Annotated in this window: 19 protein-coding genes; 7 read left to right on the top strand and 12 right to left on the bottom strand. The window is 43.3% G+C overall.

Annotated features, from left to right (window positions below; genetic code table 11):
• Positions 1 to 1,599: a lytic transglycosylase domain-containing protein gene (locus tag GGE08_RS02050; protein WP_179383243.1), complete on the bottom strand. Its 1,599-nt coding sequence runs from the start codon at positions 1,597 to 1,599 to the stop codon at positions 1 to 3.
• 121 nt (positions 1,600 to 1,720) lie between these two features.
• Positions 1,721 to 2,911: a phosphoglycerate kinase gene (locus GGE08_RS02045; protein WP_179383242.1), complete on the bottom strand. Its 1,191-nt coding sequence runs from the start codon at positions 2,909 to 2,911 to the stop codon at positions 1,721 to 1,723.
• A gap of 180 nt (positions 2,912 to 3,091) precedes the next feature.
• Between GGE08_RS02045 and GGE08_RS02040 the strand changes: the two genes are divergently transcribed.
• The 3 genes from GGE08_RS02040 to GGE08_RS02030 are packed head-to-tail and all read left to right on the top strand — an operon-like array spanning position 3,092 to position 5,123.
• A complete protein-coding gene (locus GGE08_RS02040; RefSeq protein WP_179383241.1) occupies positions 3,092 to 4,243 on the top strand; it encodes an ATP-binding protein in 1,152 nt (383 codons plus the stop codon).
• A gap of 12 nt (positions 4,244 to 4,255) precedes the next feature.
• Positions 4,256 to 4,651 (top strand): DoxX family protein, encoded by a 396-nt coding sequence (locus GGE08_RS02035; RefSeq protein ID WP_179383240.1) that lies wholly within the window; start codon positions 4,256 to 4,258, stop codon positions 4,649 to 4,651.
• 16 nt (positions 4,652 to 4,667) lie between these two features.
• On the top strand, positions 4,668 to 5,123 hold the full coding sequence (locus GGE08_RS02030; RefSeq protein ID WP_218847488.1) for a hypothetical protein: 456 nt from the start codon (positions 4,668 to 4,670) through the stop codon (positions 5,121 to 5,123).
• A gap of 245 nt (positions 5,124 to 5,368) precedes the next feature.
• Here GGE08_RS02030 and GGE08_RS02025 read toward each other — a convergent pair whose 3' ends face one another.
• From GGE08_RS02025 to GGE08_RS02000, 6 genes are all read right to left on the bottom strand, one after another.
• On the bottom strand, positions 5,369 to 5,875 hold the full coding sequence (locus tag GGE08_RS02025; protein ID WP_179383239.1) for an OmpH family outer membrane protein: 507 nt from the start codon (positions 5,873 to 5,875) through the stop codon (positions 5,369 to 5,371).
• Positions 5,876 to 6,116: 241 nt separating this feature from the next.
• On the bottom strand, positions 6,117 to 6,947 hold the full coding sequence (locus tag GGE08_RS02020) for a bifunctional 2-polyprenyl-6-hydroxyphenol methylase/3-demethylubiquinol 3-O-methyltransferase UbiG (protein WP_179383238.1): 831 nt from the start codon (positions 6,945 to 6,947) through the stop codon (positions 6,117 to 6,119).
• The gene (locus GGE08_RS02015; protein WP_179383237.1) at positions 6,925 to 7,470 is read right to left on the bottom strand and encodes a hypothetical protein; all 546 of its coding nucleotides are present in this window, start codon (positions 7,468 to 7,470) and stop codon (positions 6,925 to 6,927) included. Before GGE08_RS02015 ends, GGE08_RS02020 begins: the two co-directional genes overlap by 23 nt.
• Before the next feature lie 95 nt (positions 7,471 to 7,565).
• A complete protein-coding gene (gene mnmG / locus GGE08_RS02010) occupies positions 7,566 to 9,434 on the bottom strand; it encodes a tRNA uridine-5-carboxymethylaminomethyl(34) synthesis enzyme MnmG (RefSeq protein ID WP_179383236.1) in 1,869 nt (622 codons plus the stop codon).
• Between the two features lie 2 nt (positions 9,435 to 9,436).
• Positions 9,437 to 9,856, bottom strand: coding sequence for an rRNA maturation RNase YbeY (ybeY, locus tag GGE08_RS02005; protein WP_179383235.1), 420 nt, complete (start codon positions 9,854 to 9,856; stop codon positions 9,437 to 9,439).
• Positions 9,831 to 13,256: a DUF4175 family protein gene (locus GGE08_RS02000; RefSeq protein ID WP_179383234.1), complete on the bottom strand. Its 3,426-nt coding sequence runs from the start codon at positions 13,254 to 13,256 to the stop codon at positions 9,831 to 9,833. Before GGE08_RS02000 ends, ybeY begins: the two co-directional genes overlap by 26 nt.
• A gap of 142 nt (positions 13,257 to 13,398) precedes the next feature.
• Between GGE08_RS02000 and gltX the strand changes: the two genes are divergently transcribed.
• Positions 13,399 to 14,895, top strand: a complete 1,497-nt coding sequence (gene gltX, locus GGE08_RS01995; RefSeq protein ID WP_179383233.1) for a glutamate--tRNA ligase — start codon at positions 13,399 to 13,401, stop codon at positions 14,893 to 14,895.
• 92 nt (positions 14,896 to 14,987) lie between these two features.
• A complete protein-coding gene (locus tag GGE08_RS01990) occupies positions 14,988 to 15,926 on the top strand; it encodes an SPFH domain-containing protein (protein ID WP_179383232.1) in 939 nt (312 codons plus the stop codon).
• 66 nt (positions 15,927 to 15,992) lie between these two features.
• Here the strand turns inward: GGE08_RS01990 and GGE08_RS01985 are convergent, their stop codons facing one another.
• The 4 genes from GGE08_RS01985 to GGE08_RS01970 all read right to left on the bottom strand — a co-directional run bounded on the left by GGE08_RS01985 (position 15,993) and on the right by GGE08_RS01970 (position 18,878).
• Positions 15,993 to 16,208: a DUF6327 family protein gene (locus GGE08_RS01985; RefSeq protein WP_179383231.1), complete on the bottom strand. Its 216-nt coding sequence runs from the start codon at positions 16,206 to 16,208 to the stop codon at positions 15,993 to 15,995.
• Entirely contained in the window at positions 16,205 to 16,555 is a 351-nt protein-coding gene (locus tag GGE08_RS01980; RefSeq protein WP_179383230.1) for a phage holin family protein, read from the bottom strand. The genes GGE08_RS01985 and GGE08_RS01980 overlap by 4 nt, the downstream gene beginning before the upstream one ends.
• Before the next feature lie 3 nt (positions 16,556 to 16,558).
• Positions 16,559 to 16,888: a YtxH domain-containing protein gene (locus tag GGE08_RS01975; protein WP_179383229.1), complete on the bottom strand. Its 330-nt coding sequence runs from the start codon at positions 16,886 to 16,888 to the stop codon at positions 16,559 to 16,561.
• 304 nt (positions 16,889 to 17,192) lie between these two features.
• Positions 17,193 to 18,878, bottom strand: a complete 1,686-nt coding sequence (locus tag GGE08_RS01970) for a glutamine--tRNA ligase/YqeY domain fusion protein (protein ID WP_179383228.1) — start codon at positions 18,876 to 18,878, stop codon at positions 17,193 to 17,195.
• A 275-nt stretch (positions 18,879 to 19,153) separates the two neighbouring features.
• Here GGE08_RS01970 and GGE08_RS01965 point away from each other — a divergent pair, with 275 nt between their 5' ends.
• Together GGE08_RS01965 and GGE08_RS01960 are read left to right on the top strand one after the other, a co-directional pair.
• Positions 19,154 to 21,412 carry a gliding motility-associated C-terminal domain-containing protein gene (locus tag GGE08_RS01965; protein WP_179383227.1) on the top strand — a complete coding sequence of 753 codons (2,259 nt, stop codon included), beginning with the start codon at positions 19,154 to 19,156 and terminating at the stop codon, positions 21,410 to 21,412.
• A gap of 6 nt (positions 21,413 to 21,418) precedes the next feature.
• Positions 21,419 to 23,494 (top strand): PorP/SprF family type IX secretion system membrane protein, encoded by a 2,076-nt coding sequence (locus tag GGE08_RS01960; protein ID WP_179383226.1) that lies wholly within the window; start codon positions 21,419 to 21,421, stop codon positions 23,492 to 23,494.

Below are 23,494 nucleotides of genomic sequence, written 5' to 3'. Positions count from 1 at the left end.
TTACGAAGAACAATCACACAATTTAAGTTTTGTGCCCGGTTTTAGGTTATTACCACTAATACCGTTCCATTCCCGTAAATTTTCTATGGTAACTCCTGGATATTTTTTGGAAATCGTCCAAAGTGAATCTCCAGACTGCACCGTATGGACCTTGGCCCCGTTGGCAACGGTGTTTGAAGACTTGGACGCACTGCTCTTGGAGCTTGTTTCGGCCACATAGGGTTTTCTCGGGAAGATGGTCAAGCGCTGCCCTACTCTCAAATTGTTGCTTCTAAGACCGTTCCACCGTTTGATCTGGCTGACTCCAACCCCGTAGCGTTCTGCAATTTTGCCCAAATAATCACCACTTTTTACGCGATATCTGATCTGGTCCTGTGCGGTAATCATGCTCGGTAACGGCTTCTCCAAAGAGTCCAGTTCCTTTTTAACGAAGGCATAAATTTCCTCCTCGTTGGCCACAAACTTTCCAATTTTGGATGTGGGCAGTCGCAAGGCGTAATTCTTCCCTTCCACTTTGGGTATGATGTTGAGCTTGTAGGCCGGGTTCAACATTTCCAATTCTTCTGTACTGATATCGACCAATTTGGAGATTTGGTCAAAAGTGATCAAGTTTTTGACATGGATGGTATCCGTTTCAAAATAGGGTCGCTCCGCCTTTTTGTATTGCAGGCCATGCTCTTCGGCATACTCAAAAATGTACATGGTCGCCAAAAACGCTGGAAGATATCCTGCTGTTTCACGTGGAAGAAATGGTCTAATGTTCCAATAATTCTCGTAACCGCCCGAACGTCGGATGGCTTTGTTCACATTTCCGGGTCCGGAATTATAGGCTGCCAAAGCCAAATCCCAATCTCCGAAAATATCATACAATCTGCTTAGATATTTGCTGGCCGCTTTGGTAGCCATAATCGGGTCGTGCCTCTCGTCTACATAACTGCTTACATCCAAACCGTACATTTTTCCGGTGCTGTACATAAACTGCCACAATCCCTTTGCTCCCACTCTGGACATGGCTTTTGGATTAAGGGCAGATTCAACAATTGCCAAATATTTAATTTCCAATGGGATGTTTTGATTGTCCAGTTCCTGCTCGAACAAGGGAAAGTAAAATTGGCTGGCCGTCATCATCCGTTGCATCAAATCCCTTCTGCGCGTCAAAAACGATTTGATAACGCTTTCCAAAGAAGAATTATATGTAATGTTGAACGGTGTTTTCTCGTTCATTCTGGCCAATCTGGCCTTGAGGGTATCGGTTGGCAGGTCCACTACAAAAATGGAATCTTGCCCCGGCCCGTTTTGAACCTCCAAAAGCATATCGCTGAACAGCTCGGCATTGCTATGGAGTTCGTTCAGCCAAAGGCTGTCGTATCGCCAAGCCTCTTCAAGGTCCCGTAGCTTAAACTTACCATCTTCGTGGGTTTCCAAGGCCATGAGCTGCCCGTCAATCTTAATGTTGGATACAGCAACAACCCCTTCTTCCTCTTCTTGAAGCATTATGGAATCCTTCTCCTCCTCTTGCTTACCATCCTGTTGCGCACTCAAATAAGGCGCTACGGACAACATGGCCGCAAATACAGCTATTTTCAATCTTTGGTTCATTTGGAAACGGTTTGATTTTTTTGGGGCTAACTAAATTGGCTTTTTTTTCTGACATACTAAAGTGCACAACCAAAATTTGCCGTCTTTTAACGTTTTCCCCTAATAACTCACAACGTGTAACTTAGCTCAATATTGCAGCGATGCCCGGAAGGGTTTTTCCTTCCAAACTCTCCAACATGGCTCCTCCTCCTGTAGATACATAGCTTACTTTATCCTCGAAACCAAACTGCTTCACGGCAGCAACGGAATCCCCGCCGCCAACAAGGGAAAATGCCCCGCCCTGTGTGGCTTCATCAATATAGTTGCCCAGGGCAATGGTTCCTTTGGCGAAGTTTTCCATTTCAAAAACGCCTACGGGTCCATTCCATAATATGGTCTTAGAGGCCAGAATCACTTGTTTAAAGATTTCCAAGGTTTTTGGTCCTGCATCCAGTCCTTGCCAGCCATCGGGAATTTTATCCACGTCGACAAACTGGGTCTCGGCACTGTTGTCAAAATCGTTGGCGGCGAGTACGTCGACTGGCAAGTACACGCTTACATTTTTGGCTTCGGCCTGTTTTAGGATATCCAATGCCAGTTCCATTTTATCATCTTCGCAGATGGAATCACCCACTTTTCCCCCTTTGGCTTTTACAAAGGTGTAGGTCATCCCGCCGCCGATGATCAGGTTATCAACCTTATCCAATATATTCTCAATGATGGTAATCTTGGAAGACACCTTTGCCCCGCCCAAAATAGCGGTCACAGGTTTTTCGCCAGTTTCCATAACCTTGTCAATGGCCTTGATTTCCTTGGCCAATAAGTAGCCAAAGCATTTGTTTTCTTGGAAAAACTGGGCCACGATGGTCGTAGAGGCGTGCGCCCTGTGCGCTGTTCCAAAGGCATCGTTCACATAAATGTCCCCGTGTTTGGACAGTGCTTCTGCAAAGGACTCATCGCCTGCTTCCTCTTCAGAATGAAAACGAAGATTTTCCAACAGTAGCACCTCTCCGTTCTTTAAACTGGCCACGGCATCATCTGCTTTTGCTCCAACGGAATCTTCAGCAAATTTCACCTGCACCCCGATAATGTCGGATACTGTATCGACGATATGAGAAAGGGACATATCTGGATTGGCCTTGCCCTTTGGCCTGCCCAAATGGCTCATCAGTACAGCAGAACCGCCATCTTCCAAGACCTTTAGTATGGTTGGCTTGGCTGCTTCGATTCGGCTGGTGTCGGTTACCTTGAAGTCACCATCCAACGGTACATTAAAATCAACCCTGATCAGTGCTTTTTTGCCTTCGAAATTAAAATCGTCTATCGTTTTCATCTTTGTGTTCTTTTTTGAGAATTTCAAATGTAAAGATTTCCTGCTTTTTCCGCTGTCGCAGCGACCCGATATTTAAAAGTTAAGGTGATTTTAACCTTTTTGTTACTATATGTTACATCCAGAAGCGTCCCAATGGAGCACATGGGAAACTTCAGCGGTTAAAAAATGTATCTTTGAGACATGCTTTTTAAACACATTTTAGGGCTCGAACACATCAAAAGTCATTTGGTGACCACGGCGGAAACCGGAAGGGTGGCCCACGCCCAGTTATTTGTGGGCCCAGAAGGCTCTGGGGTGTTGCCCATGGCCATTGCCTATGCGCAGTACCTTCTCTGTGGAAACACTGGAGGGGAAAACGAAGGTGAAAACACGGTGTGCAATACCAAATGTAATTCGCTGACGCATCCTGACCTTCATTTTGCTTTTCCCGTTTCCAATTCGGACAAAGTTAAGTCGCATGCGGTAAGTGACCATTATTTGGAAGAATGGCGGATGTTTGTTTCGGAGCAGCCTTATGGTAATTTGTTCGATTGGTACCGGCTTATAGGTATTGAAAAAAAGCAGGGCCAGATTGGGGTGGACGAAGCACAGGATATGGTGAAAAAATTATCCTTGAAGTCCTACGAAGGCGGTTATAAGGTACTCATTGTTTGGATGGCCGAAAAGATGAACGTTTCAGCAGCCAACAAGCTCTTGAAATTGATCGAAGAACCTCCCAATAAAACGGTGTTGCTCTTATTGGCCGAAGATGAAGAACAGATTATCAACACCATACGTTCTCGTTGCCAGATCCTGAACTTTCCCCCTTTGGCGGAACAAGTGATTACCGACGAACTTTTGGCCAGGGGCGTTGCGCAAACGGAGGCGCTTACCATTGCCTTGGAAGCCAATGGCAATTTTAACAAGGCGTTGGACCTGCTCAACAAGGATTCGGAGGACTTGGTCTTTGAACGATGGTTTGTTCAATGGGTGCGGAGCGCCTTTAAAGCCAAAGGAAATAAAGGTGCCATTCAGGAGCTGATTTTATGGAGCGATGAGGTTTCCAAGACCGGGCGCGAGGTCCAAAAAAAATTCCTTAACTATTGCCTCACCATGATGCGGCAGGCACTTCTTCTCAACTACAAGGCCAAGGAATTGGTCTACACCAAAGTGCATATGGAAGGTTTTGATTTGAACAAGTTTGCTCCCTTTGTACATGAAAACAATATTTTGGATATTGTGAAAGAGTTGGAAGAAGCCATTTTCCACGTGGAACGGAATGGTAATTCCAAATTGATTTTCACGGACTTGTCCATTAAACTGACACGGCTATTGCACGTCAAGGCCGCTTAAACCAAACAGCGTATGAACCATATAATTTCAAACATCACGGAAATCCTATTGCTGATTTTTTTGACCATTGTTTTTTTGCAGAGCGGCATCGATAAACTGCTCCATTGGAAAGGTAATCTAAGCTGGCTTACAGGGCATTTTTCCAAATCTCTTTTTAAGGGCTCGGTGCCTCTGCTGCTTGCCATTATCTTGGTGATGGAGATGTTATCCGGGATTCTTTGCGGGGTCGGAATTTTTCAATTTGCCATTGATGGCGAAAGTACCATCGGCTTTTACGGTGCGATATCCTCCGCAGTTACGTTGTTGATGTTGTTGCTGGGGCAGCGAGTTGCTATGGATTATGAGGGAGCCAAAACCATAGTGGTTTACCTTATCCCCACCGTTTTCTTGGTGTATTTGATGCAATGACAAACGCTTTTCAATCATGATTGCTGCACCTAAACAAAGAACACAGCTTCCCGAAAAAACACAAAGATATTACGACCAATTCCAGCATCTCATCTTGGAGATACGGAAAAGGAAATTGCCAAGTGATTTGGTAACGGTCATCAATAATCGCATTGATACATTGAACCAAGTCTCGGATACCGACAAGGCATTAAAGTCTGAAATCCAAAAGACACAATCCAAGATTGTTGGTCTTTTAGCGGAAAAACTGAAAATAGTGCCCATTAATTATTACCGAAAAACATGGTTTGTTTTGGGCATGACCGTTTTTGGGCTCCCAATGGGAACGGCGCTCGGTCTTAGCTTGGGCAATATGGGATTATTAGGCCTCGGACTGCCGGTGGGGATGTTCATCGGGCTGGCAATGGGTGCCCGAATGGACAAAAAAGCGGAAGTGGAAGGTAGACAATTAAATATCGAAATTAAATCATAGCTGCTTCCAGAAATTGATTTTCAATAACATGAAATAAGGGCTGTCTTATCCTGACAACTCCTTAAACAAAAAAGAGGCCCTCTAAAAAGCAATTTGTATGTCATTTCGAGCGCCTGCCTGCGGCAGACAGGCAGTCGAGAACTTAAGACGCGTTGGACGTCAATAGGTTTCGACTGCGCTCAACCTGACAACGTTCCAATAGTAAAGCTTTTTAGAGGGTCTCTTTTATTTGTGTGGATACAGTACTAGTTTTCGTACTTATCGTTCAATATCTTCAATATCTCGTTCGTCACATCATTGGCATCGTCGCCATATATTACAGAACCTCCTTCACCTCCACCAAGGATGTAGGTATATCCGTTTGCTTTTCCATAAGCACGGATTTCCTTTTTCACCTTTTTCACCAAACTATCCATTTGGGTCTGGCTATTCTGCTGTAACTGTTGCTCTTCTTGTTGAAGACGCTGACCAATTTGTTGGCCACGTTGTTGTAATTGGGCATATTCTTCCTGTGCGCTTTGCTGTGACATGCTCTGAGCTTTGCTCTGGAACTGCTGCAGTTCCATTTGAAAGGCTTGGGAAATACTGTCCCTTTTTCTGCCCATGGCATCAGCTTTGGTCTTAAACCTCGCTTCTACATCTATTTTCTCTTGATAATCGTCCATGATCTTTACACTGTCCACATAGCCGATTTTGTTTTGCTGACATGCCATGGCCGTCACGGCAATCGCAAGCACTACTAATTTTTTCATTATTTACTTTTTATCGATGCGCAAAAATAGGAAAGCTTTCGGAAAGGCAATCATTAACTTTTTGTGATGTTAATCGACCTCAAAAAAGATAAATAAACAAAATCTATCCTTAAAGTCTGAGGCAATTGATTCTGATTATTTTTAAGACGGCATAAAATCCGCTTTTCTCGCGGCATCTTTTTGTGCCAATACGATTCCCTTTAAAAGGCGGAGTTCGCAACCCAGAGAGCCTTAAAACAACTTATTTCCCCTTTTTGAGAATATAAATCAAGGACGAGGGCTCCTTGGTAAAAACGGCTTTAAGGTTGGACCATAATCCGATGAAAAAAGCTTTGATGAAGTAGAATCTGTTTCCTTTGTATTTTTCGGAAAGCAGAGAGACATAAAATGCATCGAACCACATCGGTTTGGTCTGGACTACTTGCAGACCATGGGGGGCAAAAAGTTTAGAAATCGCTGTTTTTGAAAAATGCCAAAGGTGTCTGGGAACATCATACGCAGCCCAGAAGGATTTATAGTGTTGGGCATCCCAAGATTTAAAATTGGGAACGGCAATCACCAAAACTCCATCATCTTCTAAAAGTTCAACCAAGTTGGAAACCTGCTCCTGTAAATTCGGCAAGTGCTCCAAAACGTGCCATAAGGTAATGGCCTGAAACTTCTGGACAGCAAGTTTATCCAAGGTAGGCCATAGTTCCATGCCCTTTTCCTTTGCCAAGCCCCTTGCTTTATCATTTGGCTCAACTCCGGTGACTTTAAAGCCAGCATCTTGAGCAGTTATGAGAAAATCTCCCGTTCCAGCACCTACATCCAACAAGTTTATAGGTTTATCTATCTGATTTTCAACAGTTTGAAGCTTGTTTTTAAGGTTCACAGCTTTAATCCAGTGATATAGCCGTTCTGTAAACGATGTTTTGGCATCTGTATGGGAAATATAATCCTCACTATCGTAGTACTTTGATAGTTTTTCTGGTTGGGGCTGGGTTATGAGCATATCCAAACTTTCATCCCGGTGCAATTCAAACTGCTCTCCAGAAACAGCATAATCCTTAGTTCTTAAAAACAAGTTCATTGTAGTTATCGGTAGCCAAATATTCTTTTTTCAGGTTCCGAAGATAGGACAAAACCTTTTGCTGCGAAACCGACTCTTCAGACAAACAGTCCTTTTCTGTATCAGTAAAGACTTCTATTGCAATATACCAATTACCTGTTCTAGAGGTATGGATATCATCAAAAACGGGTTCCATATCGGTAGCCTTGTTCAAGGCAACATCCAAAGCCAAGGGAATAAGGTTGATAGTCTTTGTTGGAATCTCTACTTCGTAAAAGGAAAAATAATAGGTTGTATCCTCAATCAAAAAAGGAACCTGAACGTCTACATAGTAATCATTCAATTGAAACTTTGTGTTGACGTAGTGGTAAAACTCGTCAGCCTCTTTAGGGTCTTCAAAAACGAAAACATTCTTTTTGGGAAGGCCCTTTTTGAAGCGTTTCCCTTTTGCAGTTTTATAATCTTTAATGTTTGGAGCAATGCGCAAAGGGATACAAGACTGGCACAACAACCCACACATAAGGATTAAGAGTATTCGTTTCATCTGGCTTAGTGTTTGATATAGCGAATCAAAAATCGAGCCGTTCTAGATGAATCAGAACCCAAAATTTCATGTTCCACGTGGAACGGTTCAGGCGACTATCTCCCCAAATACACCAACAACACACTAATATCTGCGGGAGAAACACCGCTTATCCTCGAGGCTTGTGAGATGGTAACGGGCTGAATGGACTGCAGCTTCTCCCTCGCTTCATAGGATAGTGATTTCAACTTAGAGTAATCAAAATTGTCCGGGATACGGACATTCTCCAACCGCTGTAACTTATCGGCATTTGTTTTTTCCTTCTCGATATACCCCGAATATTTCACTTGTATTTCGGCTTGCTCCAATACCTCTGCATCCAATTGGTGCTCCTTCACAAATTCTGAAACCGACTCCAATTCGAGCATATGCTTCATGGTAACCTTTGGTCTAGAAAACACCTTGAACAACTTATCGGATTGCTTTACTTGTGCCGAATTTAAGGACTCCAAAATGGGGTTTATTTCCTCCGTGGTGAAGCTTGTCTTTTTAAAGAAGTCAATAAAATTGTCAGACTTGTTCATCTTCTCCTCCATCCTTCGCAAACGTTCCTCTTTGGCCAAACCAATTTCATAGCCTTTGGGGGTAAGTCTCAGATCGGCATTATCCTGTCGAAGCAAGGTCCGATATTCTGCCCTTGATGTAAACATACGATATGGCTCTTCAGTGCCCTTGGTAATCAAATCGTCTACTAACACACCTATATAAGCCTCATCTCGTTTGAGTATAAATGGCTCCTTCTCATTGATTTTTAAGTGGGCATTTATTCCGGCTATCAAACCTTGGGAAGCTGCTTCCTCATATCCCGTGGTCCCATTAATCTGTCCAGCAAAATATAGGTTCTGTACCAATTTTGTTTCCAGCGTATGCTTTAACTGCGTCGGCGGAAAATAATCGTATTCAATTGCATATCCTGGCCTAAAAAACTTAACGCGCTCAAATCCCTTTACCGACTTCAAAGCACGATATTGAACATCTTCAGGAAGGGAAGTGGAGAATCCATTGACGTAAACTTCCACCGTATTCCAACCCTCTGGTTCGACAAATATTTGGTGCGAATCCTTATCTGCAAAACGATTGATCTTGTCCTCAATGGATGGGCAATATCGCGGCCCTATACTCTTAATTCTGCCATTGAACATTGGTGATCTTTCGAAACCCTCCTTAAGCAAATCGTGAACCAATTTACTCGTATGCGTCATATGGCAATCGCGCTGCGTTTGCAAAATGGGGGTATCCAAATAAGAAAATTTCTCAGGTTGATCATCGCCTGGTTGTGGAATCATCTTGGAATAATCCAAAGACCTTCCATCAACTCTTGGTGGTGTTCCGGTTTTCATGCGCCCACTATCGAAACCCAGCTCAACCAATTGTTCAGTAATTCCTGTGGCCGCTTTTTCACCAGCCCTTCCACCACCTAGCTGCTTTTCTCCAATATGGATCAAGCCATTTAGGAATGTCCCATTAGTAAGTACAACGGCTTTGGCTCTAATTTCCAAACCAAGGCTTGTTCTAACTCCTACGACCTTATCCCCCTCAATCAATAATCCATTCACCATCTCCTGATAAAAATCGGCATTTGGGGTATTCTCCAAAGCCATGCGCCACTCCTCGGCAAAACGCATTCTATCGTTCTGCGCTCGCGGGCTCCACATGGCAGGCCCCTTGGATTTATTCAGCATTTTAAATTGTATGGCAGACTTGTCGGTAATAATGCCGCTATACCCGCCAAGAGCATCTATCTCACGGACAATTTGTCCTTTTGCAATACCTCCCATAGCCGGGTTGCACGACATCTGGCCAATGGTTTGCAGGTTCATGGTCACTAATAAGGTGCGAGAGCCCATGTTTGCGGCAGCCGCTGTTGCCTCTGCCCCTGCATGACCCCCACCTACAACAATAACATCATATTCCTTTTCAAACATAACTATGGTTCCACGTGGAACATTTTAATCTTTTCTTCTTCTTTGTTTCGCATCACTTCCTTTTCAGCGTCGTTTTTGTCGCCGTATCCAGCAAGATGTAAAATTCCGTGACTCATCACCCGTTTAAGTTCCGTTTCGAAATCCACCCCGAATACATCAGCGTTTTCTTTGACCCGCTCTGTAGAAATAAAGATGTCGGCAGCTATCCAGTTGCCATCCGTATAATCGAAGGTGATAATATCGGTAAGCGTATCGTGATTTAAATATTGCATGTTAAGTTCCAACAAGTATTCATCCGTGCAGAAAATATAATCTACCTGGCCTAAAATGTAACCTTCGGAATGCACTATCCTATTTACCCAATCGGAGTAGTCGGATGTGTTGCTTATCAAAAAATCACTTTTGAAATGGAACTCTATCATTGTCGAAATATACCTTTACTTTGCGCTCGTAATTTTTGCGCAAAGGTAAGGCTTGTCTATTTAATATTTCAACATCGTTCTGATACCTTTCCAGCAACTCCGGTTTCGTGGTAATCGGATTGGAGTATTGTTTTAAATTACTCTTGCTTTCCCGTTCCTTTTTTTGACCCTGTTCTAGTGACGCATTTTCCAATTTCATCAACTGGTGCTGAATGTTGTTTGCTTTACTCCGCGTCCTATTTGTAATCCCATTCTCCAAAAGGTCATTTTCAAAGTCTTCCATCTGTTGCATCAGTTTCTTTGCCAAATTCCTATCAGATTCGTTAATCATGTTCTCCAGTTGCCTTTCTAAATTCTGTCTTAAAAACTGTTGCTCTTTGTAAATTTCATATACTTCATTTAGGTCCATTTCTCCTAAACCATTCCCGTTTGATTCAGATGTGCCATTTTGTTCTCCCGTCTTTCCACTTTGCCCTTTTTGGCCATTCTTACCTTCACCCGTATTTCCTTCTTCGCCCTGCTTGTTGCCACCTTCATTCTTTCCGTCTTGCTCGCCCTCACCATCTGATTGCTGACCCTGCTTTCCTGATCCATTCATTTTCTCCTGTATCCCTTGTTGGCCTTTGATGATGTCCGGTAACTGAAAATCCTGCCCTTCTCCGCTGCCTTGGCCCGGACTCATGTTCTGCTGCATATTATCCAAAACATTTGCCAAGAAATCTGCCAAAGCGTTTGTAGCATTGATCACATATTGTTGATACGAGGCACCTTGATAAATCTGATTATCGGCAATACTTTCCAAAGACTTATCTATGTTATAATACACCTCTGTGATTTGCTCATTCACAAACTCAGACAATTCGGCCCTACGAAGTGAGAGGGCAAATAAACTATCATCTACATGCTCAAACAATCTACGAAGATCCTGCTGGCCTTTGACGGTTTTTGAAAACTGGGAAATATCGACATCAGCACTTTGGATATTATCAAAAAGGTTTTCCTGCTTGAAAGAAAATGTGACCAAATTGTCCAATATCTGCCGGAGCATTTCAGCATCTTCAGCATCCGACTGTCCGCCCCCTGAAGCACCTGACTTTAATGATTCGCTCATTTCACGCATCTTCTGCGCTGCAGACTTTTGCTTTTTGGTGGCATTATTGCCAGCATCCTCCTTTTCCTTGGATTGTGAAGACTCTTCCATTCCCTGATGCTTATTTATTTCCTCAAGAGCATCTTGCTGGTCTTGTTTTATGGTTCCGGTCTTCGTTTCATCCGTATCAAGTTCGATGGGTTTCTTTAACTCTTGGTTATCTTTCTCCAAATCCCGAATCTCATTTTCCAAACTTTCAAATTCCTCATTAAGCTTTTTTTGCTCTTTGTCACTAAAATCCTCTCCCAACTTTAACTCTGATAAGGTCTCTTGCTTTCGCGCCAATTCTTTCAGCTCCTTAGCTATTTGTGATGCCTTTTCCGTAACGTAGTAACGCTTCGTCAACTCTAAAATCTGCTCTAGGTTGCGTGTATTTTTACCTTGATTCTTACCCAACTCTTCAAGGCGTTGTTGTAGCTCCTCCTTATCAATTTTCTCCGCAATCTTTTCCAACTCTTCCAACAGTTTGGCATTTTTGCGAGCCTCTGCTTCTTGTCGCTCCAACCGCTCTTGTATCATCCGCTTCATTTCGGAATCTTCCTCATTCTTGTCAATGCTCTTATTTAAATCCTGGCTAAACTTTTCCATTAACTGCTCTTGCATTTGCTGTTGTTGCAGGAAATTTTTAATCTGACTTTTCTCCTCAAAATTCAAGGCCTTCTCTTCCTTCTGCAGCTGATTGATTTCGGAAAGCTTCTCTTCCTGTTCTTGCATGTACTTCAAGGATTCCCCAAGTTTGTTCAATGTCGTATTCTGAAACTCCAACTCCTTGTTATTCAGTTGATTATCATCATAAAGAACAGCGTCAAATACCTCGCTTTGGGTTACCTTTCCGCCCCTAATACCATCATTATCAACCACTTCAAAGTAAATCTTATAGCTTTTACCCGCTTCAATCGCTAAACCGGACGGGAACGTATAATAGAACTGAGTGACATTGCCTTTTGGCGAATCCAAAACAAGACGTTGCACACTTTGTTTATCGTCGGATGGATAAACCACGGCCCTAATCTCCCTTAAACCATAATCATCGGCCGCTTGTCCGGCAAAATAAGACTCATTCGGATTGAGTGAGTCCATGATTTGGTTCACCTGCACAGTCGCCTTTTGATCACTAATCACACCTAGGAGATACGCAAGCCTTTCAAAGTCACGTACCTTTTTATTGGATGTGGTTAACTCATACTCTACTTCATCAAATAGTCGCATTTGATAACTAAACACAGAACCCTCCCGTTGAAAGGATTGTAAGGTGTCCTTGGTAATCATATCAATCTCCTCAACATTGCTCCCGGAAATTTTCCATGTAATCCGCGTACCCTCCGGAACCTCGGCATTACCTGTCCCAGATAGTACCTCAGAACTTCTTTTCAAATAAGAAGGATAATCCAATTGCAAGGAAAAATCAACCAAAGTAGGTGTTTCAAATGTGCTTACTTGATACCTTTTGGAATCCCATCCATTGGCCGTTAAATAAAAACTAAAGTTGCCAACAGGTGGTTGAAACGTATACACATAAACCCCATTACGCCCTTGCATCACTAAAAGTTCGTTGTCTACAACCATCTGAACATCGCTCGGGCGAACCTCTCCAATAGTTCTCACTTCAATGGTCAAAGCTTCGTTGTCCAATACCTCCAAATCGGTGTTCAGCACCTCGAACACAAAAGGAGCAGGCCGTTCATAAGCCATATCGTAATTTAGAACCCTTTTGTGGGAATTGAAGAACGAGACCACATCCCCGGTTACCCAAATAACAGCTAAAATACCCAATGGAATCAGGACGTACCTCGAATATTTTAGACTCTCCCGAACATTCACTGCATCCACAAAGGACACGTTTTTTAAATCCGTTGCCCTCTGCTCTATGCTAGCCATGAGCAAATCAGACTTTTTTGGATTTTCCGAAAGCTCCAACAAATTAAGAAGTCTATCATCAACGTTGGGGAAATGCTTCCCAATCATTCGAGAGGCAAACTTGTGGTCGATCCCCTTACGAACCTTGAAAAGAAAAAGCAACGGAATAAGGATATACCTGTACAGCAGAAACAATTCTACAACCACAAACAAGATAAACATGGTCAATCGCCACGACTCGTTCATCCAAAGTACATATTCAAAATAGGTAATGACAATCCAAAAAATAGTGCCTAAAGTCAAAAACAGGAATGTTCCCTTTACCAATTGCTTCACATAAAAGCGGTTGATAAAGCGTTCCAGTTTCTCCAGAATGGTATCGTAGGTGCTCAAAATCAATAGTAATTATTACCAAATTACCCGATCCTTACCAATTGAAAAGAAAAAATTTGTTAAACCTTGGTTTAAACCGATGCACGCACCCTTTTCTGTTCAACCGCATCCATGTATCTTTGCAGCCTAATCAAGGTCGATTATGAGTCAAAAAGTACGAGTCCGATTTGCACCCAGTCCTACCGGTCCATTGCACATTGGCGGATTGCGCACGGCGCTTTTCAACTATTTGTTTGCCAAAAAACATGATGGTGACTTCGTTTTGCGAATAGAGGATACCGATCAAAACCGATTTGTGGAAGGGGCCGAGGCATATATCATTGAGGCCCTTAACTGGAGCGGGATTCCTTTTGACGAAGGACCGGGAAAAGAAGGAGACTTTGGACCATACCGTCAGAGTGAGCGTAAACAATTGTATCAAGCTTATGCACAAGAATTGGTAGAAAAAGGAAAGGCTTACTATGCCTTTGATACGGCAGAGGCCCTCGACCAACATCGAAAAGACCATGAGGCCAAGGGTAAAACATTTATATACAATTGGCACAACAGATTAAAACTGACCAATTCCCTCTCTCTTTCCAATGAAGAGGTGCGGGCCAAAATAGATTCAGGCGAAGACTATGTCATCCGTTTTAAGTCCCCTGAAAATGAAAATCTTGTTCTAAAAGACATCATCCGTGGAGAAATTCACATCGATACCAATGTGTTGGATGATAAGGTATTGTTTAAAAGCGATGGTATGCCCACCTATCACTTGGCAAACATTGTGGACGACCATCTGATGCAAATTACCCATGTGATTCGTGGTGAAGAGTGGCTGCCTTCCTTGGCTTTGCATCAACTTCTATATGACGCATTTGGTTGGGATGCCCCACAATTTGCACACCTTCCATTGATCATGAAGCCCGTGGGGAAAGGAAAATTGAGCAAAAGAGATGGCGAAAAAGGGGGATTCCCCATATTTCCGCTCACGTGGAACCAATCCGAAGGCTACCGTGAAGCCGGCTTTTTCCCCGAGGCGGTTGTTAATTTCTTGGCGTTATTGGGTTGGAACCCCGGCACAGAACAAGAAATATTCACCTTGGATGAGCTGGTAGGAAGCTTTACCTTGGAGCGGGTCAATAAATCTGGAGCCCGTTTTGACCCCGAAAAAAACAATTGGTATAATCAACAATGGCTACAGAAAAAAAGTGATGCCGAGTTGGCAGAACTATACACAAAGGAACTTGCCCAAAAAGGTATTACTGCAGAAATGGATTATGTTGTGAAAGTGGTATCATCGATTAAGGAGAGAGCTTCCTTCGTTACCGATTTTTGGGAACTTTCCGATTATTTCTTTCAAGCTCCCGACTCCTACAACGAAAAAGCGGTAAAAAAACAATGGAAGGAAGATACCCCTGAAATCATGGAACAGCTAGTTTCCCTACTAGAAAAATTGAACGACTTTTCATCAACAAATATCGAACAACAGGTGAAAGCATGGATTTCCGAACAGGAACTTTCCTTCGGAAAAGTGATGCCTCCTTTACGTTTGGTAATCGTTGGTGACATGAAAGGACCGCATTTGTTCGATATCATGACGCTTATTGGCAAAGCAGAAAGTATCTCCCGCATACAGACCGCCATCGCCCACTTATAGGATTATTGGAAATGTAACATTATTTGAAAATTGACTACTAATAATGTAGTCAAGTTTCGTAATTTCCATTTCTAACATAAATTCTAAACACTATGGGCAACTATTATCTAATACCGATTGCGTTTATAGCGCTGATTATCCTTTTTAAGTTCTTTTTTATTGTGAAGCAACAAACCGCTGTGGCTGTGGAACGCTTTGGAAAATTCCATAGCATCCGAAACTCCGGGCTTCAAATGAAAATCCCGATTGTGGACCGTATTGCAGGCCGATTGAGCCTGAAAATTCAACAGTTGGATGTTATCGTAGAGACCAAAACCAAAGACGATGTATTCGTAAAGCTAAAAGTTTCTGTGCAGTACGTTGTCATAAAAGACAAGGTCTATGATGCCTTTTACAAACTCGAATATCCACACGATCAAATCACTTCGTACGTATTTGATGTGGTCCGTGCCGAGGTTCCTAAAATGAAACTGGACGATGTCTTCGTTAAAAAAGATGACATCGCAATCGCAGTAAAGGCAGAGCTGCAAGATGCGATGCTGGACTATGGCTTTGACATCATCAAGACTCTAGTGACGGATATCGACCCGGACGCGCAGGTTAAAGCCGCCATGAACCGCATCAACGCCTCAGAACGTGAAAAAATCGCGGCACAATTTGAAGGTGACGCGCAGCGCATCCTGATTGTGGAAAAAGCAAAGGCCGAGGCGGAAAGCAAGCGTTTGCAAGGTCAAGGTATTGCCGACCAGCGAAGGGAAATTGCCCGCGGTCTCGAAGAATCCGTAGAAGTGTTAAACAAGGTGGGCATCAATTCCCAAGAAGCCTCTGCCCTCATTGTGGTTACCCAACACTACGATACCCTGCAAGCCATTGGTGAAGAAACCGATACTAACTTGATTTTGTTGCCAAACTCTCCGCAGGCCGGAAGCGACATGCTAAACAATATGGTGGCCTCCTTTACTGCAAGTAACCAAATTGGAGAAGCTATGAAGCGCAAGAAAAACGAAAAAGGTACGGATAACGATTCGTAAACCTGTTCCCCATACAAAAAGGCTCCGAAGACGGAGCCTTTTTCTTTTAATCAATGCTTTGCGACCTCAATCTAATTTCTTCAATATCTTTTTGGCGACCAAGGATATAGCAACTTTTTGAAGCAAGGGGGCCAATCCTCCCAAAATATTGGTCGGATAGAGCTCGTTCTTCGTATTCTGAACGGCAAGCTTCACTTTTTCTTCCTCAATTTGTCGTTGCAATTTGAGAATTTTCAAGTCCCGATCGATTTCGTCAAATGATGTATATGTTCCTTGTATCATATCTCGTCAAAATAAAATTTAGAAAAACTCTTCAATAATGGCTTTTCAAACCTTTTGCGAACAGACCATAATATTAGACCAATCAGTACATAAATACCGCCAACCAATAAAAATCCTTGGGCCGTGTTGTTTAACAACATCGCAAACCAGAAGGCCAAACTTATGGAAAGGAACAAAAGGGCCATGGAAACCACACCGCCAATAACCAAGACTTTGGTGGCCATGGTGATTCCCTTCATCATGGACTTAAAGCTTTGGAGGCGGTAAAAGTCCAAACTATTCTTCACATAGGACTTTACCCCATCCTCCACATCGCCAATCTGTTCTTTAATTTCTTCAAATGCCATGGATTACTTCTGCAATTGGGCGTTCTTACTTCTCAAATCTTCGAGCTTCTTTTCCAAGGCAACCAAAATATCATCTGCCTTATAGCTCATGGTAGATAATGTATCCTCCAGCTTTTCTTCGAATTCCACTTTTTTGGCATCCGCCGTTCTAGTGAATTCTTCTTTGGCATTGCTTAGACTCTGGGTGATATCATCTTTGGCCTTTACAGCACTCTTTTTGATTTTCTTTCTGGTTTTCTTTCCTTTATCCGGAGCATACAAAATTCCAATTCCAGCTCCAACAACAGCTCCAGTTAATAATGCGGTTAATACGTTTCCTGTGTTATTTGACATAATTTTTTTGATTTTTGATTAAACTTCAGTGATACCGAATCGTAACCTATTTAAATGATTACTGAATCGGATTTATCCAAAAGTAATGGTGCACGAGTGCACGGATCAATTCAAACGGTGGAAACGTTAACGCTTTAGCTAAATTTTGATGAAATATTGCAAATAAGGCGCTACAAGCCATCTTTTGCTCACTTCCATGCCTGTAGTCGGCCTTTAAAAATTAGTCAAAAGAAACCCGCCAAAAAAAGCCGTTTTCAATAAGGCAATTCAATGGCGGGGCAAAGTTTAATAAGAAAATATTATGTTACTCCTTTTGCTCCAATTTGGCCCAAGTGTCGCGTAAGGTCGTAGTTCTATTGAACACCAATTGGTCGGACGTAGCATCTTTGTCGACATTAAAATAACCGAGACGTTGGAACTGCATTTGATCGCCAATCTTGGCGTCTTTTAAACTCGGTTCCAAATAACCGGTTACCTTTTGCAACGAATCCGGATTTATGAAATCCAAAAAATCTTTGTCTTTATGACTATCAGGTGTGGCATCCGTGAACAATCTATCGTACAATCGTACTTCGGCAGTAATGGCATGCGCAATGGAAACCCAATGTAAAGTTCCTTTCACCTTTCGTAAACTTTCCTCGGTACCTGAACCACTTTTGCTTTTGGGGTCATACGTACACTGTACTTCGGTAATGTTTCCTTCTGAATCTTTGGTGCAGCTTTCAGCCTTTATAATGTATCCATTCTTTAAACGGACCTCTCCTCCAAGTTTCAGTCTAAAGAATTTACGGTTGGCCTCTTCTCGAAAGTCCTCTTGCTCTATGTACAATTCTCGTGAAAAAGGTACTTTTCGGCTTCCTGCTGAAGGATCTTCTGGATTGTTCTCTGCTTCCAACCATTCTTCTTTTCCTTCTTCGTAATTGGTAATGACCAATTTTAAAGGATTCAGTACCGCCATCACCCTCGGCGCAATTTTGTTCAAATGTTCCCTTACGTGAAAATCCAACAAGGACACATCGACCACATTGTCACGCTTTGCAATTCCGATGGTATCGGCAAAATTTCTGATGGATTCGGGCGTAAACCCCCTTCTTCGCAACCCTGAAATGGTGGGCATGCGGGGATCATCCCACCCAGTCACAATTCCATTTTGAACCAACTGTAGCAGCTTTCGCTTGCTAACCACGGTGTGACTTAGGTTTCTTCGAGCGAATTCTCGCTGTTTCGGGCGTAATTTATCCGAAGATACCACTTGGTCCAAAAACCAATCGTACAGCTCCCGGTGCGGTAAAAACTCCAATGTACAAAGGGAGTGGGACACCTGTTCAATATAATCGCTTTCCCCATGAGTCCAATCGTACATAGGGTAAATACACCAATCGGTATTTGTGCGGTGGTGTGCTTTGTGCAAAATTCGATACATGACAGGATCACGCATAAGCATGTTCGAGGAAGCCATGTTGATCTTGGCCCTAAGCACATGGCCTCCATCCTTAAACTCCCCATTTTTCATACCGTCAAAAAGGCGTAAGTTTTCTTCCACGGAACGATTCCGGTAAGGGCTTTCCTTCCCTGGTTCCGTTGGAGTCCCTTTTTGGCTCGCTATTTCTTCTGAAGATTGGCTGTCCACATAGGCTTTTCCATTTTTGATGAGCTCAACCGCCCAATCGTACAATTGTTGGAAATAATCCGATGCATAGCATTCCGAAGCCCACTCAAAGCCGAGCCAGCGCACATCTTCCTTGATGGCCTCCACATACTCCTTTTCCTCTTTGGCCGGGTTGGTATCGTCGAAACGAAGGTTCACCGGGGCATTATACCGTAGTCCAAGTCCAAAATTGAGACAAATGGAGCTGGCGTGACCAATGTGCAAATAGCCGTTTGGTTCAGGTGGAAAACGAAACCTAAGGTCATTTTTGGAATAATCCTTCTTAAGGTCTTCCTCAATAATGTGTTCTATAAAGTTGAGCGATCTAGCTTCTTCTGACATACCAGTAATTTGATGCGCAAATGTAGTAAAATCCCATGTTGATAGCTATTTTTCCTGCTTCCGTGTATACAAAGTAGGCCATTTCACAACAGATTTCCTATGGGCTACAACATTATCTTTCCGTTCGTCGAAAATAGCGACATATTTGTTATTGGAATACTATATGAAAAGGAGACGCCTGAACACCGTCTCTCCGAAGGAATTACGATTATTACAATTAAGGGGCACAAACTAACAGGGCTATATGGCCCATAACCTCTTAAATACTAACGGTGATGAGAAAAAGTAATTCAACCTATAGCGTTCTTGTTCTGGCCTTGGCTTTTGTGCTACTTGGTACCCTTACTTCGCAAGCCCAGATTCTACACAAGCCCGTACCGGCCGACAACCCCAACCTTGCTGGAAATTCCGCTTGGACCGCTGTCTGTGCTTCCGCAGGCTTTAACGAATATTTTGTGAACTTTACCTGGGATCCGCCCTTGGTGAACAGCAACAACGAATTTGTTCTAGAGCTATCGGATGCCAACGGCTTTTTCTCCGATCCAACAGAACTGGCCCGAGTCAGTGATAAAAACACAACTTTTGACTTTGAGTTTCAATTTGCACTTCCTTCGGAAATGCGTGGTAGCAGCTATAAAATGCGGGTTCGAAGCACGAGTCCGGCCAAGACCAGTCCTGCTTCTGATGCCTTTTCCATGTATTTTATCGATTACAATGCGCCCTTGCTGATCAGTGAAAACGGAAGCGGATCCATTCCTTCTGGGGGGTTGATTCAAATTTGTGGTGGTGGAGCGGTCACACTAAAGCCGCACAACATTCCAAATGCCTCTACCTATATCTATAACTGGTACCGCAGTGGTACATTATTGCCCACAAAATCAGAAAGCATCACCGTTTCTGAACCGGGCATGTACTACGTGGAACTCGATTATGGGGATTGTTCCGGGTCTGCCAACACCCTATCCAACACCATTGAAATATCCACTGGCACCAGTGCAGGCTTGGCCATCAACGGCCCAAGCAGCATTGCCATTTGCCCTGGAGAATCCCAGGTATTGGAGGCCAGTATTTCCGGTATGGGACTAAAATATACTTGGTACAAAGATGGAGTCGTCGTAAACGGTCCTACTGTTGATGCCAACACATTTAACGTAAACTCAAGCATAACAGGCTTTGAGGGTTCCTATGAGGTTGAAATCTCTGGAACAGGAGTCTGTACCGAAAGATCGGCCCCTGTCACTATCTCCAGAACCGGTTCGTTCGACATTACATTGAACAACAACGAAAATATAGTCTTGCTTCCTTCACAGACGAAAAACTTATCCGTCTCAACCTCGGCCACAAGTGCCAGCTATCAATGGTATAGAAATGGTGCTGCCATTCCAGACGCCACCAGCAATAGCCTTGTAATAAGCGAAGTTGGCGAATATTACGTAGCAGTCACGGAAAATGGCGGTCCTTGTACGCCCGAGCCCATTGCCTCTGCAACCACCACGGTAGTATCTCCAGACTCTTTTGAGTTTGTGGTCGATTATGTGGGCAATTACACTTCTTGTGAAAGTGTTGATGCTACGCTGACCTTGACCGCTATCAATGCAGTAAGCGATAGTGGTGCCAAAACGGATGTGACCGCAGACCTACAAAATTCATTTGATTATCAATGGAAACTGAATGGAGCCAACATTTCAGGGGAAACATCAAAGACCATTACCCTATCCAATCAGGAAGACAACGGCGAATATACCCTATTGGGTTCCGTTGATGCCTTTGAGGCCCTGTCCAACAGCTTGGCCGTGACATTGTCTTCCAATGAAACCTTACAGATTACAGCCAACGGCAATGTACTTTGTGAAGGAGAAGAGGCCATCGTTCTGGAAACTTCCAAAGATTTGACCGATGTAACCTTCCAATGGAAAAAGGACGGAGCTGTTGTTGATTCCTCATCCGACGCTTTCACGGTGAGCGAAACAGGTGTCTATCAACTTGTTATCACTTCCAACGAATGTCCATTAGTATCCAACGAAATCACCATTAGCGCTTTTGACGATTCGCTTTTGGTACTTGATAAACCCAAAGACCTCATCATTATTGAGGGAGAAACCCAAACCCTTACCGCTAGCGGTGCAGATTCCTATGAGTGGTACGATGCAGGGAACAACCTTATTTCCTCAGGAAGTTTTTACGACTTTACCGAGGAAGGGGAATACCTACTCGTGGCCTATTTCGGAACCTGTACCGTGAGCAAAGTCATTACTGTTACCTACAGGGATATGTTCAATATACCAAATGTTATTACCACCAATGGCGACGGTATTAACGATTTATGGGTATTGCCCAACACCTATTCCAGAGATCCGAACGTACTTGTGACCATCTTCAATGAAAGAGGGGAGCAAGTGTTTAGCCAAGCCGGCTACGAAAACAATTGGCCGCAGTCCACCACAACTTTCAACAAACAAAACATGATTTTCTATTACAAGATTACCCGTGGTGGCAAAAGCCTGAAACAAGGAACCATCACTGTTATTAAATAAGCAGCAATGCAGACCAAAAAACCTCTACTCTTACTTGCCTTCTTGCTACTTGCCCTTTCCGGAATCCGCGGACAAGAGGAAGAAGCCTATGTACCCTATAACGTACCATCACAGAACCTTTTGAAGTTCAATAGGTTCTTGCTCAACCCTACCTTTTCTACGGTAAGGGAAGACAAATCGTACATAAACCTATTTCATAGAAACCAGTCGGTATCTTTTGATGACAATAACCAAGTGTACTTCTTGAGCTATAGTGGTAGGGTGAGCGATAGAAGTGGTGTTGGTCTTAGTTTGTTCACTAACCGAGAAGGCCTCTTCAATAACTTCGGTGTTCACGCCAACTACGCCTATGGCGTTCGCTTGAGCCCAAAAAGCACCTTCACCTTTGGTGCCAACGTAAGCTATTATCAAAGTGCCTTTAATCAAGATAGGGTAAATTCTGTTGAGGTTGACCCGCTATTGAACACCTTGGAAAGCAGTTCTTTGGTGAGCTTTCAGCCTGGGTTCAACTTCTCTATTGGTAAGTTTGATATTGGAGGTTTTGCAGAAAACTTGTTCGACTACAACCTAAAAACCAGTGAGTCTGTCACTGATTTCAATGAAAAGACCTATTCTGGTCACTTGCAATATACCCATCAGTTTGAAAATGGAACGGGAATCATGGAAAAGGCCCGTTTGATGCCCTTGGCAAGGGTCCGTAAAGTTGGCGAAGAAAACCTTACCCTAGGAGGAAACCTTATCCTAGACCTTCCCAAACTGGGCTGGGTACAGGCTGGTTACGATGACTTTTATGGTGCTTCCGCCGGACTTGGGTTTAACCTAACAAAAAATATTTCCTTGGGATATACCGTGGAAAAAGGCTTGTCCAACCAATTTGAAAACTTTGGGGTAACCCATGAAATCTCCTTGGCATACTCCTTTACGCCCAACCTCACCGAGGATAGGGTTATGTTGGAAAAAGAAGGCGAAGAACTGGTTTCCAATGAGGAAGATGTACCACAAGATAGCTTGAGCATTACTGATAAAGATTTGGAAATCGCCCGCCTGCAGGACAAATTGGCTGAAAACGATGCCATTTTGGACGAATTGCTGATGCGCCAGGATTCGATTGAAACTACTCGAAAAAAAGACCTTGAACGACGCTTCGAAACCGTAATGAAAATGGTTCAGCGGGAAACACGTGGGCAAAACCCTGCATTGGAACAAAGGGCTAAAGAGGTCTACTTTGCCGATATGGACAGCGCGGATATTGTTACCCGCAAAACACAGCCTTTGGCCAACCATGGGCTATCCAACAGCACGTCCACCAAAAAGGTAATCAAAATCAACGAAACAAAAGCGAATACCAGCGCTGCCTATGCTTCCAATACCTCCTCAAAAAAGGACAACACCTATAGGTCGGTAAAAAGCAAGAAGACAACAGGGTTCAAATCCCATGCTGTTCCCAATGTGGAAAGCGGCCACTATTTGATTGCCAATGTGTTCAGGGATACCAACAACCTCAACGCATTTATTGAAAAACTTCGTGCCCAAGGTATTGAAGCCGATTACTTCCAAAACCCAAAGAATGGTCTCAACTACGTGTACATCGGAGACTTTAACAACAAGACTGAAGCTCTGGAAGCCTATCGTACCAAGATGAACGGCACCTACCAAGGTGACGCTTGGGTGATGAACGTGAACAATGGCGGTTCGCCCATTGCGGGCTACGACGGAACTTTGGCCGCAAAGTCCAAGTACAACAACAATGTGCTTTCCAAAAACGTAGCAAACAATACCCTAGCAAAAGGCAACAAGCATGTAGTGCTCCAAACACAATCCGGCGACGGATTGCCAGAGGGCTATTACATTATTGCCAATGTTTTTGACAATTCGGCCAGTGCCAAAGCCTTTGTTAAAGAACTTAATTCCAAAGGATTGCACGCGAGCTACTTCGTAAGTCCCGCCGACAAAAACAGGTACGTGTACTTAAAAAAGCACGAAACCTGGAACAATGCTTTGACCTCTTATTACACCAAACTAAACGCTTCGTATGATGACGATATGTGGATCATGCGCATAAAACCAAACACTAATAGCTAA

The organism is Allomuricauda sp. ARW1Y1, from assembly GCF_013407935.1.
Classification (GTDB): domain Bacteria; phylum Bacteroidota; class Bacteroidia; order Flavobacteriales; family Flavobacteriaceae; genus Flagellimonas.
Note: the sequence above shows the minus strand (reverse complement) of the source record. Positions and strands in the feature narration are given on the sequence as shown.